General features: G+C 54.0%; 12 protein-coding genes. 3 read left to right on the top strand and 9 right to left on the bottom strand.

The window, feature by feature from the left end:
• Positions 1 to 28: 28 nt before the first annotated feature.
• The 7 genes from ACORNT_RS06500 to ACORNT_RS06470 all read right to left on the bottom strand — a co-directional run bounded on the left by ACORNT_RS06500 (position 29) and on the right by ACORNT_RS06470 (position 7,437).
• Positions 29 to 637, bottom strand: coding sequence for a nucleotidyltransferase family protein (locus ACORNT_RS06500; protein ID WP_321397029.1), 609 nt, complete (start codon positions 635 to 637; stop codon positions 29 to 31).
• Positions 624 to 1,433, bottom strand: a complete 810-nt coding sequence (locus ACORNT_RS06495) for an XdhC family protein (RefSeq protein WP_321397027.1) — start codon at positions 1,431 to 1,433, stop codon at positions 624 to 626. Before ACORNT_RS06495 ends, ACORNT_RS06500 begins: the two co-directional genes overlap by 14 nt.
• 37 nt (positions 1,434 to 1,470) lie before the next feature.
• Positions 1,471 to 2,673: a vWA domain-containing protein gene (locus ACORNT_RS06490; protein ID WP_321397023.1), complete on the bottom strand. Its 1,203-nt coding sequence runs from the start codon at positions 2,671 to 2,673 to the stop codon at positions 1,471 to 1,473.
• Positions 2,670 to 3,542 carry a MoxR family ATPase gene (locus tag ACORNT_RS06485; RefSeq protein ID WP_321397021.1) on the bottom strand — a complete coding sequence of 291 codons (873 nt, stop codon included), beginning with the start codon at positions 3,540 to 3,542 and terminating at the stop codon, positions 2,670 to 2,672. The genes ACORNT_RS06490 and ACORNT_RS06485 overlap by 4 nt, the downstream gene beginning before the upstream one ends.
• Positions 3,543 to 3,644: 102 nt before the next feature.
• Positions 3,645 to 6,062, bottom strand: a complete 2,418-nt coding sequence (locus ACORNT_RS06480; RefSeq protein ID WP_321397018.1) for an aerobic carbon-monoxide dehydrogenase large subunit — start codon at positions 6,060 to 6,062, stop codon at positions 3,645 to 3,647.
• Positions 6,059 to 6,550, bottom strand: coding sequence for a (2Fe-2S)-binding protein (locus tag ACORNT_RS06475; protein WP_321397014.1), 492 nt, complete (start codon positions 6,548 to 6,550; stop codon positions 6,059 to 6,061). The genes ACORNT_RS06480 and ACORNT_RS06475 overlap by 4 nt, the downstream gene beginning before the upstream one ends.
• Positions 6,535 to 7,437: a xanthine dehydrogenase family protein subunit M gene (locus ACORNT_RS06470; protein WP_321397012.1), complete on the bottom strand. Its 903-nt coding sequence runs from the start codon at positions 7,435 to 7,437 to the stop codon at positions 6,535 to 6,537. The genes ACORNT_RS06475 and ACORNT_RS06470 overlap by 16 nt, the downstream gene beginning before the upstream one ends.
• A gap of 572 nt (positions 7,438 to 8,009) precedes the next feature.
• Between ACORNT_RS06470 and ACORNT_RS06465 the strand changes: the two genes are divergently transcribed.
• Positions 8,010 to 9,356: an MHYT domain-containing protein gene (locus tag ACORNT_RS06465; protein ID WP_321397009.1), complete on the top strand. Its 1,347-nt coding sequence runs from the start codon at positions 8,010 to 8,012 to the stop codon at positions 9,354 to 9,356.
• Between the two features lie 15 nt (positions 9,357 to 9,371).
• Here ACORNT_RS06465 and ACORNT_RS06460 read toward each other — a convergent pair whose 3' ends face one another.
• Positions 9,372 to 10,274: an MBL fold metallo-hydrolase gene (locus ACORNT_RS06460; protein WP_321397005.1), complete on the bottom strand. Its 903-nt coding sequence runs from the start codon at positions 10,272 to 10,274 to the stop codon at positions 9,372 to 9,374.
• Between the two features lie 205 nt (positions 10,275 to 10,479).
• On the opposite strand from ACORNT_RS06460, the gene ACORNT_RS06455 reads away from it, so the two are divergent.
• Together ACORNT_RS06455 and ACORNT_RS06450 are read left to right on the top strand one after the other, a co-directional pair.
• Positions 10,480 to 11,097, top strand: coding sequence for a class I SAM-dependent methyltransferase (locus ACORNT_RS06455; RefSeq protein ID WP_321397002.1), 618 nt, complete (start codon positions 10,480 to 10,482; stop codon positions 11,095 to 11,097).
• Positions 11,098 to 11,212: 115 nt separating this feature from the next.
• Positions 11,213 to 11,965 carry a glucose 1-dehydrogenase gene (locus ACORNT_RS06450; RefSeq protein WP_321396999.1) on the top strand — a complete coding sequence of 251 codons (753 nt, stop codon included), beginning with the start codon at positions 11,213 to 11,215 and terminating at the stop codon, positions 11,963 to 11,965.
• A gap of 70 nt (positions 11,966 to 12,035) precedes the next feature.
• Here the strand turns inward: ACORNT_RS06450 and ACORNT_RS06445 are convergent, their stop codons facing one another.
• Positions 12,036 to 12,890 carry a methylenetetrahydrofolate reductase gene (locus ACORNT_RS06445; protein WP_321396996.1) on the bottom strand — a complete coding sequence of 285 codons (855 nt, stop codon included), beginning with the start codon at positions 12,888 to 12,890 and terminating at the stop codon, positions 12,036 to 12,038.
• Position 12,891: the final 1 nt, after the last annotated feature.

The following is a 12,891-nucleotide window of genomic DNA, read 5'->3' as shown; positions in this document are numbered from 1 at the left end:
TTAAGTCGTCCTAATTGTTTTCAGTACATCAATTGAGTGTTGCTCCAAGAAGCTCGGCTTCTTCCGGCGTGTCCATGTCGGTCATAAAATGATTGTTGGTCACCGGCACCCGGCAAACAAGCTCAGGATGGGCATCGATAAATTTCCGACAGCCCGGCACCGCCTTGTCCGACTTGATTTGTCGGGCGAGAGCCGCCGGGAAAATGACCGGATTTCCCCTTTGCTCGTTATAATAGGGGATAAAAATCTTGCTCTGGTCGCTGGCCAGGAAGCTTTCGATCAGCTGTGAAATATCCCCGGCTTCAAGCAGGGGCTGGTCCGCCAGACCAAGCATTACTCCCGGACCATCCATTTCCGCCGCCTGAAACCCGGCCCGGGCAGAAGACTGCCTGCCGGCTTCATAATCAGGATTAAAGACAAATTTCACATCCAGCCCCTCAAGCGCCGTGCGCACCTTGTCCGCGTCATGCCCCAGCACCACGATGAGCCGGTCGGAACAGGCCCGGTAGCGTGCAACCGCGCGGCGAACCAGCGGCTCTCCGTCAAGGGTCGCCAGCAGCTTGTTGGCAGCCCCCATGCGCCGGGACAGGCCTGCCGCAAGGACGATGATCTCGATATCGGATTTATTTCCGTTCACTTGTTCCCCCGTTACTTTCAACGGATTGTTCCTGTTTTTCATTCTTTATCTGAACGATCTGGGCCAATATGGAAAGGGCAATTTCAGCCGGTGATTCCGCCCTGATGTGCAACCCTGCCGGCGAGATCAGTTTCAACATCTCCCTGTCCGTCATGCCCGCCTCACCAAGCCGTTCCCTCCAGAAGTTCGCTTTTTTGACACTGGCAACAAAGAAGACATGGGGACAACTACTTTTCAGGCTGGCCTCCAGGGTAATTTTATCTTTCACCCCCTGGGTGGCAACCACAATATAATCGGCTTTCAGATTACTCTCCCCGGACAGACTATCAAGGTCAAAACTTTCCGTTCCTGCCGACCCCCCGTCTGTTTCGCTGAGGCCATGAACAGCCTTGAAGCCCAAAGCCCTGCCAAAAGCAACAAGAGTATGGGCAAGCTCGGTCTCGCCAAAAACAACAAGTACCGGTTTTGGTTTTACCGGCTCCAGAAACACTTCCACTTCGCCGCGGCTGGGGCAGGCACTCGGGTAGGTTTTGATATCCTCTTCTTCGGGGACTTCATCGATTTTGTCTTTTGGCACCGTCCGGATAAACTGCGGCTCGCCGGTTTCAATCGCCATCCTTGCCGCCTTGACCACCGCCCCGCGCAGGCATCCGCCGCCGATAGACCCGATAATATCGCCCCCGGACGTAACAATGGCCTTGTCGCCGGGCTTGGCCGCCGCATGTCCGGACACCCTGATAATGGTGACCAGCACATAGGGCGTTTTTCCGTCCCAGTTATGAATAAACCTGGACACCAGACCGGCCTCGTGAAGAGGGGGAATTTGGAATTCGTCACGCGTTTGCAAGATACTTCTCCAATAGAAGCAGGGACCGCAGATTATGGGCCGGGGCAAAAACATCAATCTGCCCCAGCGCCTTTTGCATGGCGTTGGTGGAAGGTTCGTAAGCCTCCCGGCCCAGCATGGGATTAAGCCAGATGATCCGGAAGCATCTGGACTTGAGCTTTTTCAACTCGGCCTCCAGTTTTTCAGGTGCCCCCGTGTCATAACCGTCACTCATGATAATGGCGACGGTGCGTTTGCCGGTATATTTGCGGGCATAATTTTTATTGAAGGTGGCCAGGGCATCGCCGATTCTTGTCCCGCCGGACCATCCCTGGCTGATCAGGGCAAGCTTTTCCATCATTTTAATTGGATTGGCTTCCTTCAGGGTCTGGGTGATATGGACCAGACGCGTGTGAAAAAGAAACGCCTCGGATTTGACAAATCCACCGGTCAGGGCATGGACAAACCTGGCAAAAAACAGGGAATAGGAATCCATTGATCCGGACACATCCACAAAAGTCAGCAAGGAAACGGGCGGGCGTTTCTTGAATTTCTTCCGTAACTTGACCGGCAACCCGCCGGTCTGGACCATATGACGAAGGGTACGCCGCAGATCAAGCACAGTGCCCTTGTTATATTTCCGGTAGCGGCGCGCAATCCTGTAGCGCATCTGTCGGGCCAGACGTTCGGCAAGCGCCATCAGCTTGTCAAACTCTTCGGGATCACTGATTTTACCCAGGTCGGCCCGGGAACTCGTACTGATACCGGACTGGCCGGCCTGACGGCTTTGCCCCGGATCCTTTTCCGCCGCAGTTTCTTCAGCATCTTCTTCCTGTTGACGCCGCCATTCAAAATAGTGCGCCAGACCGCTACCCTGCTGACCCGGACCTTCCTCCCGCTCCCGCGAAGCCGCCACCTGTTGAGAAGCTGTTTTCTGTCGCATAAGGGTGCGTTTCCGGCCAACCTGCTGGTTCCAGTAGGCGTTGAAAATCTCGTCAAACCGGGAAATTTCCGACGGACTTGAACAGAACATCACCTGAAGGGTCTGACGGAACCTGCGTTCTCTGAGGGTATCCTCCAGGGACATCACCGAGCACAGATCGCCGACGTCCCTCTGGCTGACACTGTAGCCATTATCCCGAAGCAGTCTGGCAAACTGCACCAGACGCGCCTCAAAACCGGGAACATATTGTTCAGTCACTTCTGTCATGCCGATTTCGCAATCAGTTTGGAGACAATTTCAACCGGCATGGCTTCGATATCCTCGCGGGTTTTCAACACACACAACAGGGTATTGTGAACCAGCTCCACATCGTCTCCCAGGTCGGAGACATCCAGCCCGACAAGGGCCGCCGTCCAGTCCAGGGTCTCGGCAATGCCGGGAATCTTTTTCAGGTCTTCCCGCCTCAGGTTCTGGATAAACCTTACAATCTGGCTGGCCAGCCCCGGGGGACAATCCGGTACGCGTTTCTGGACAATTCGCAGTTCCGTCGCCGCATCGGGATAATCGATATAGTGATACAGACAGCGCCGCCTCAGGGCATCGGACAGTTCCCGGGTGCCATTGGACGTCAGGATGACCAGAGGAATGGACTTTGCCTTTACGACGCCATATTCGGGGATGGAAATCTGGAACTCCGCCAGAAGTTCCAGCAGGAAGGCTTCAAATTCCTCATCGGCCCGGTCAATCTCGTCAATCAGCAGGATCGGCGGTTCATCCTGCGTGATAGCCTGCAAAAGCGGCCGCTTCAGGAGAAATTCCTCGGAAAACAGTTCCTGATCGGAAACGGGCGCCTGGTCGTTTGCCTTCTGGGCAATGGTCAGGATCTGCCGCTGGTAATTCCATTCATAAATGGCCTGGGTGGCATCAAGGCCTTCATAACACTGCAGGCGGATGAGTTTCCGGTCCATGGCTTGGGCAAGAGCACTGGCGACGAATGTCTTGCCGACCCCGGCTTCCCCTTCCAGAAGAAGCGGACGGGACAGTTTTTCAGCCATGTAAAGCGCGGTCGCAAGAACATCATCTCCCACATAGGAGCCCTGTTCCAGATACTGCCGATATTGCCGCAAGTCACTCATCAATTACACTTTCGGAACCATTGAAGTCAAAGAAAGGAAGGGCAAATTCAGTTTCATTTGCCCTTCCCCGAAGTTTTTATGTCAATCAGGGATCAAAGGTCTCTACAGTCCCAGACTCTTGGCATATGACCACACATTTGCAGCCGTATGCGGCATATGGGTGTGCACTCCGCCCAGCTTCCTGAAGGCATCATTCACCGCATTGGAGAAGGCCGGGACCCCGCCAACATGGGGGCTTTCGCCAACCCCTTTCGCGCCGATCGGATGATGCGGACTCGGAACTTCCGTATAATCCGTTTCCCAATGAGGCGTCTCGACCGCTGTCGGCAGGAAGAAGTCCATCAGGCTGCCGCCCTGGACATTGCCATATTCATCATAATGAATGAGCTGCCCCATCGCCACGGCGAAGGCTTCGGTCAGGCCGCCATGAACCTGGCCTTCAATGATCATCGGATTAATGCGGGTGCCGCAGTCATCCAGAGCATAGAACCGTTTGATCGTTGTCTCGCCGGTATCCACATCGATATTCACCACGCAGAAATAGGCGCCATAAGGAAAGGTGAAGTTTGGCGGATCATAATAATCCACCGCTTCAAGCCCCATTTCCATGCCGGGGGGCACATTGTTGTAGGCCGCCCAGGCAAGTTCTTTCATGGACTTGCGTTTTTCAGGATTTCCTTTGACCTGAAAACCATCCACATCCCATTCAAGGTCATTGTGATGCACTTCCAGCAGATGCGAGGCAATGAGCTGCGCCTTCTGCTTGATCTTGCGACCGGCCCGGGCACAGGCAGCGCCTGCCACCGGTGTGGAACGTGAGCCATAGGTGCCAAGACCGTATGGCGCCGTATCGGTGTCGCCTTCCTCAATGGTGATCATATCGGACGGAATACCGGTTTCGGTCGCCAGGATCTGGGCATAGGTTGTTTCATGCCCCTGCCCCTGTGATTTGGTGCCGAGCCGGGCAATGGCCGCACCGGTCGGATGCACCCTGATCTCACAGCTGTCGAACATGCCGATGCCGAGAATATCACAGTTCTTGGAAGGTCCGGCCCCGACGATCTCGGTGAAGAAGGAAATACCGATCCCCATGAGGCTGCGGGTTTTTCCGGACTTGAAGTCCTCCAACTGCCGGGCCTGCTCCTTGCGCAGCTTTTCATATTCAACAGCTTCCATGGCTTTTGCCATCGCCGTTGGATAATCCCCGCTGTCATATTCCCAGCCAAGAGCCGAGTTATAGGGGAACTGATCCGGCTGGATGAAGTTTTTCTTCCTCAGATCGGCTGCATCCATATCGAGTTTCTGGGCCAGGACCTCGATAATCCGCTCGATGGTATAGGCCGCCTCGGTCACCCGGAAGGAGCAGCGATAGGACACCCCGCCCGGCGCCTTGTTGGTATAGACCCCGTCCACCTTCACAAATGCTGTCGGGATATCATAGGATCCCGTACAGATATGATAGAGACCGGCCGGATATTTGGTCGGATCGGCACAGGCGTCAAAGGCGCCATGATCGGCAAGAACATGGGACCTGAGGCCAAGGATTTTACCGTCCTTGGTGGCGGCCAGTTCGGCGGTGATATGATAATCCCGGGCAAACGCCGTCGTGGTCAGGTTTTCAATCCGGTCCTCGACCCATTTCACCGGCTTGCCGGTGACGATAGTGGCCACAATGGACAATACATAACCGGGATATACCCCGACCTTGTTGCCGAAGCCGCCGCCGATATCGGGCGCAATCACCCGGATCTTGTGTTCCGGAATATTGGAAATCAGAGAGGCCACTGTGCGCACCACATGGGGAGCCTGAAATGTTCCCCACAGCGTCAACTGGCCGGTAATCTTGTCCATATTTGCCACGGAACAGCAGGTTTCCAGCGGACAGGGATGCACGCGCGGATGCGCCAGATATTCCTTGACCACAACATCAGCCTTGGCAAAGGCCTCTTCTGTGGCCTGTTCGTCACCGGCCGTCCAGGTAAAGATATGATTGTGATGTATCCGCGGACCGTGGGCGCCTTCTTTCTTGTCCTTGATGTCCTCGCGAAGCAGCGGGGCATCATCATCCATGGACTTGTAAGGATCCACCAGCGGCTGCAACTCTTCATATTCCACTTCCAGGGCTTCGACCCCGTCGGCGGCTGCATAACGATCTTTGGCGACAATAAAGGCGACTTCCTGATTCTGGAACAGGACCTTTTCATGGGCCAGAACAGCCTGAACATCCCCGGCCAGTGTCGGCATATAATGGAGATTGAGCGGGATCAGATCCTCGGCCGTGATAACAGCCAGGACCCCGTCCACTTTCAGGGCAGATTCCTTGTTGATATTTTTAATGCGGGCATGGGCATAGGGGCTGCGGTAAAAATCACCGAACAGCATACCGGGAAGTTTCACATCATCGACATAATTCCCCCGTCCCTGGGTGAAACGAATATCCTCGGTTCTTTTCCTCTTGCACCCGATACCTTCGAGCTTGTCTTCTCTTTCCTTCGCGGAAACAGTGGCTTGATCAGTCATTCTGCCGCCTCCCTCTCGTTGATTTTGTCAACCGCATGCTGGATAGCCTTCACAATATTCTGGTAACCGGTGCAACGACATAAATTGCCTGAAATCCCCCAGCGGATTTCCTCTTCGGTGGGGTTTGGATTTTCCTGTAGGAGGCGATGGGCCCGCATGATCATGCCGGGCGTGCAGAAGCCGCATTGCAGCCCATGCTCCTGCCGGAAAGCTTCCTGCAAAACATGCAGTGTGCCGTCCGGACTGGCCATGCCCTCAACAGTGGTGATATCGGCCCCGTCGGCCTGCACCGTAAACATGGTGCAGCTTTTCACCGACCGGCCGTCAACATCAACAGTACAGGCACCGCAATGCGTCGTATCGCAGCCGATGTGCGCCCCGGTGAGCAGCATCTGCTCCCGCAGCGTATGAATTAACAGTTCACGGTCTTCAACAAGCATTTCCTGCTGTTCACCGTTGACGGTTAAATTGACTACCCTTTTAGCCATCCCATTACTCCTCCACTTTTAGATTCTCCGGCACGGTTCCTGGCAAGTTCAAGTGCCCTGCGAACCATGACACCTGCCATTTTCGTTCTGTATTCTGCCGTTCCCCGGCCATCAGAGACGGGGCTTGTAATTGCTTCAGCTGCGCTAACCGCCTTGTCAATGTCGCCATCTTCAAGCGTTGTTCCGACAATCAGGTTGACGGCGTCTTCCGCATAGAGCGGCGTATCAGCCACATTGGTGAGCGCAATCGATGCGGCCTTAACCTTGCCTTTGGACATTTCAAGAATGACCGCGGCCGCCGCAGTGGCATAATCGCCCACTTTTCTTTTCAGTTTGGTATAGGCAAAACCATGGTTTTCTGCCGGTCTGGGAATTTTGACCTGGGTGACAATTTCACCAGTATTCAGGGCCGTAAAATATGCCCCCTGATAGAAATCCCTGGCTGCCACCTCGCGGGATCCGTCAACACTTTCCAGGACATATGTTGCGTCCAGGCACTGCATCAGACCCGGCATGTCATTGCCGGGATCTCCGTTGCCGATGTTGCCGCCGAGGGTGCCGCAATAACGCACCTGGGGATCCGCGATCAAAAGTGCGGCTTCCCGTATAATCGGGCAGGCACTGTGAAGCGTTTCATCATTAATCATTTCATGCTGGGTCGTCATTGCCCCGATAATGATGTGTTTTTTCTCAACCCTGATGCCCCTGAGTTCGTCAATTTTTCCCAGATCGACAAGCTTCTCAGGGGACGCCATTCTGAGTTTCATCATTGGGATGAGACTGTGACCTCCAGCCAGGGCACGGGTATTCTCCCCTCCTTCTGCCAACATCTTCAGGGCGTCACCCTTGGATGTCGGGCATAAATATTCAAAACTCCCAGGAATCATATTCTTGGCCTTTCATTGGAAATTGTTTGAAGTTTTTTTCACGGAAAACATGACTAACAAGAATACTTGTATCGCCTCCCTTTTCCCTATTGAAGGAAGGCTAACAGCAAGGATAAAAACCATGCAATATTTTCATCCTGTACGTGCGTGAAGTACGTGCTTCTTTCACCAATGGCGATATTTCAGCCTGAAAAACGAGTTACGAATGACGTCTTCCCACATCCGGGAAAAGCCGAGTCTCCCGGCACTCATTCAGGCTTCTGCTCACCCCGGCGCTTCCTGACAATTGCCCCTCAAGAAAACGGGGGACCTGTTTTTACCACCGGGCCCTGAGATCATGATTTTACGAAAGTGATTGATCCAGTCCCTGTTTGGGATTATTTTTTAAGGTCGAGGAGATAAGCTGTCCCGTTTTGTCGGGAATCCAGTGGCCGTAGTGCCGGGGGATTTAAGCATAAAAAAATGGAGGCCGCCACTGGCTGGCGAATAGTGCACCAGTGGCTCGAATTTAATTTCTTCATGTATCTTTTCCTCAATGAAGATACATAAGCTACTTGGGATAATGTTTCGTAATGATTGTTCATTATGACTTTCTGTTGGTGGTCTTGTCCGTCTGTGCCGCAATGCTCGGCACCTATACGGCAATCATCATTCTGGCGAAAGCCCGGGCCACCCGGCATATTTCCTACAAGACCAGGGTTGCCTGCGGGTCACTTGCGCTTGGCGTCGGGATCTGGTCGATGCATTTCATCGGTTTGCTGGCCATTCAGCTCCCCATCCCTGCGAGCTATGCCTTTCTCCCCACGCTGATGTCCTCCCTGGTTGCGGTTGTTTTAACGGGCCTCGCTCTGTATGCGGCCACGTCCGGTGTCCTCAACCATTATGGCCGTCTGGTCGGGGCCGTCCTCATGGGTCTGGGCATTTCCGCCATGCATTATGTTGGCATGGATGCCCTGCGGATCGTCTGCAGGGTGACCTACAGCAACATCGGCATCATCAGCGCCTTTGCCATCAGTGTGGGGGTTTCCTGGGTTGCGTTGCGGGTCTTGACCTCGTCAGCCATGAAGGGGCGAAATCATATTGTGGCGTCAATTATCCTGGGTATCGGCATTTCGGCAATGCATTATGTAGCCATGTTCGGCACCCGGTTTGATTATCTGGACAGCAGTATCAATATTGTACCTTCTGCCATCGACAACACCTATCTGGCCGGCATTATCGCCCTGGTTACTTTTCTTCTTTTGGATGCTTTCCTGCTTCTTTCCCTGCCCAATGCCACGGACAGCACCTACCGCAGGAAAAAACGCCTGGGATTTGAACTCGCCTATTCATTGTCAGACACCTGGCGCAAGGAGCTATCGACCGATAGCGTAAAAGTCAGCTTTAACGGCCCGGATGTTTCCCCCCAGACAAAATTCAGTCCGTTAAATATTTCCACTGAGCTCACTCCCGATCAGCCAGCCTCCAATCTTTACCATCTTTTCGGCAGCACCAACGGCACGCCTGCGGCAGGAACAGGCGGAGACAAGCAGAACCACGACCCACTCCAGACTGAGGATGACAGCAGCATTCAGATTTCAAGAAACGGGGAAGTCCGGTTTATCAAATCCTCGAGTATCCTCTATATTTCAGCCTCGGGTCATTATACCCAGATCGGCCATCTGAACGAGCAGGGCAGCCTTGAAGAAAACTTCTGTGACAGACGCCTGTCGTCACTGGAAGATGTCCTTGATCAACATGGTTTTATAAAAGTACATCGTAGCCACCTCGTCAATCTGGACAGGGTTGTGGGATATAAACGTCACGGTGAAACCGGTGAGGTTATTTTTTCAACGAATGCGGCGAAAAGAATCCCCATCAGCCGCAAGCATTTCCCTCTGGTCAGTCAGGCCATTACCCGGAACCAGCACGCCTTGTAGCCAGAACGCAATCGTTCATTCATCCCAGGGGGGAATTTCGCCCATGGCCACCTGCGTCGAATAGGTGATCAGGAAATCATTGACCACGTCAATGGCGTCCGGGAAAGCCTTGCGCAACCTGGCGGCCAGATCCTTTGAGTCCTTGCTGACGGCGACCAGCTCCTCGAAAACATCCAGATAATGTTTGCTGAAGCGGATAGAGGACATATCGTCGGGCATGCCCTGTTGTTTATGTCCGGCGACAACGATCTCCGGCTTCAGGGCCTCCAGTTCATCCAGTACTTTCCGCCACGCCAGTCGCTGGGGTGCCAGATGCTCGCCCAGCCACAGAAACATGCCATTATAAATCAGGTCACCGGCGACAAGAGCCTTGATCGACGGTACCCAGACGGCTGTCGCATGGACATGGTCGCCCTGCATCGGGCCCAGTATTTCAACACGATGTCCTTCCAGATCCACCCCGTAAGCGCCGTCCTGCTCAACCGCGGCGTCCGGGACGGCAGGATGGTGAGGCGCCTGGTTACCCAACATCGGATTCCAGCGTTTGAATTTTATGGGAATTGAACGCCAGATATCCCTGACCACCTGCGGGTGGGCCACCACCTTCGTCTCGGGGAAGGTATCCATAAGCAGGTCCAGACCAAAAAAATGATCCGGATGATCATGTGTAATGATTACGGTTTCAAGATGCTTGCCGGTTTCCAAAATGTCGGCAATCAGGCGATGCGTGTCCGACCGGGTAAAAGGCACATCCACAAGCACCATATTCTTTTCACCCTTGATCAGGGTGATATTGGCATAGAGGCTGTCCTCACTGGTGAGCATGGTCTGAACCTCAAGCGCCGGCTGGGCCGCGCTCACGTTCCACCATAAAGAAAAAAATATGCCGACGATCAGTACTCTGAATTTTGTCTTCATTTAAACCTCCCGCTTTCCCATTGTCGCCCCGGCTGGTCATAACGCCGTTCAGGCCACCGTTAAATTTCCGTCATTATGACATAAAATATGCATGACATACAATTTTCTGTTTCGATTCCCCGGAAAATGTGAAATATTTTATATTCTGGAGGCTAATGTCGGAAATTTATCTTTTGAATTTTCTAAGTATTTAAAGGGACAAAAAATGGGTTTTTATAGTGAACGTATTCTCCCCCACATTGTGAATGCCGCCTGTGGGATGGATAACGTAAAGGGGCTGCGGGAAAAGGTTGTTCCCCATGCACAAGGCCGGATTCTCGAGGTCGGATTCGGGTCCGGTCATAATCTGCCCTATTACACCGCTGACAAAGTGGAAAAACTTTGGGCGCTGGAACCCTCCGAAGGCATGCGCAAACTGGCCCGCGACCGGGTATCAGAAACCCCCTTCGAGGTAGATTATCTTGGCCTGGAGGCAGAGGAAATCCCTCTCGATGAAAATTCCGTGGATACCATCGTAATGACCTATACCCTCTGTACCATCCCGGACACCGCGCGGGCGTTGAAAGGCATGAAACGGGTTCTGAAGCCGGGAGGACGTTTGTTGTTCTCCGAGCATGGCCGCGCCCCGGACGAGGCGGTGGCCCATTTCCAGGACCGGTGGAACAACATCTGGAAAAAGGTCTTGGGCGGATGCAACCTGAACCGGGACATCAACAGCATGATCAGGGAAGCAGGGTTTAAACCCGAAGACATGACTGCGGATTATATAGAAGGCCCCAAGTTTGCCAGCTTCATGTACTGGGGCAGCGCAACCAAGGACTAGAAAACGTCGACCTGGACAGTGCACAACCAGCCTTGCTTTTATGCACCTCCAGTCGCACCCCTATTGGGGAATCAAGCGTATATTGAAACAACAATCGGGGTTTAGGGAGAAAGTCATGCAGGAATTCCAAGATAAAACCGTCCTTGTTACCGGCGGCGCCACAGGAATCGGACGGGCCGCAGCGCTCGCCTTTGCCAATGCCGGCGCGGCGGTCATGATCGGCGATGTTGACGAGCGGGCCGGCGAAACCGCGGAAATAATCAAAAGCCGGGGCGGCTCGGCAACCTATCAGCCAACTGATGTCACAGACAGGAGCCAGGTCGACAGTCTGCTGGCGAAGTGCGTAAATCAGTACGGCAGGGTTCATGCGGCCTTCAATAATGCCGGAATTCTGCCGCCGCCGACCCCCTTCCATGAAGTGACGGAAAGCAACTTTGACCGCACCATTGCCGTCGACCTGAAAGGGGTGTTCAACTGCATGCAGGCAGAGATCAGCCATTTCCTGGAAAATGACGGCGGTGTCATTCTGAACACAGCCTCCATCGCCGGGGTGATTGCAGACCCCCAGATGGCACCCTATGTGGCCGCCAAGCACGCCGTGGTCGGCCTGACCAAAGCCGCCGCCATAGAATATGCCCGGCAGGGTATCCGCATTAATGCCTTGGCCCCCGGACTGGTCCGCACGCCGATGACCGAACCCTGGTTCCAGGATGAGGAATTTATCTCCAGTTTCCTCGAAGCAAGCCCGATCGGCCGTGGCGCCGCCCCGGAAGAAATGTGCGGCATGATTCTGCATCTTTGCTCTGATGCCGCCAGCTTCACCACCGGCCAGACGTTTATTGTTGATGGTGCCCAGACCGCCCACTGATCATAAAAAAAAGCAGGCCGCCTCAATAAAGAGAACGACCTGCCTTGAGTGGTCGGTATTATTGGGGGAATTAGCCAGCCATATGCTCACTGGCAAAATCAGCGGATTTGATCAGCGACCCGAAGGTGAAGAAATGCACGCCGCTCAGGCCCAGTGAGGGGTCTGCCTCGTTGGCTTCTGCCAGCTCTGCCAGAAGACCCTCGGGAGTCTCCCCGACAATCATATTCTTGGCCATATCCTGGCGTTCCTTGAGCGCCCGAAGGGACGCGCCCACACCGCAGGCCATGGCATATTTGATCAAAGTCATCCGGTTTGCCGGACCGGCAACACCGGCCCGCAAAGGTGCTGTAATACCCTGGGCGCGAAAACGTCTGGCCATCTCGATGAACGGTTTGGCGTCAAAACAGAACTGGGTGACCAACTCCACTTCAAGGCCCGCTTTTTCTGCAGCCGCCAGCTTGTCCCGGATGGCCTGTTCCAGCACGTCATCAGGGATACGGGCGTGTCCTTCCGGATAACTGCCGATATAAATCTTTTTGATGCCGTGTTTTTCAAACAGGCCGGTTTCAATCAGTTCAAGGCTGGAGCTATACTCGCCCACGGCTTCATCCCGGTCGCCGCCGAGCACCAGCGCACGGTCACATCCGGCGTCTTTAACCAGACGTCCGAGCAACTCATCAAGGGTGGCGTAATCTTTAATGTTGCGGGCGACAATATGCGGCACGGCATTGAGGCCGGACTCGCTCAGCTTGACAATGGCCGCCACCAGGTCGTCCAGGGTGTTTTTCGGCAGGGACGCCACAAAAACTTCCGAACCGGGAGCCATCTTTTCGCTGGCGGCCTTGATTGACTTGCCATCACCGGAAGTCACTTCCGCGGTGTAGCCTGTCAAAAATTTGCTGAGTGCAGTCTGTTGAGTAGTCATT

Origin of the sequence: Emcibacter sp., assembly GCF_963675455.1 — a bacterium.
GTDB lineage: Bacteria > Pseudomonadota > Alphaproteobacteria > Sphingomonadales > Emcibacteraceae > Emcibacter.
This window is presented reverse-complemented; position numbering and strand designations above follow the sequence as displayed.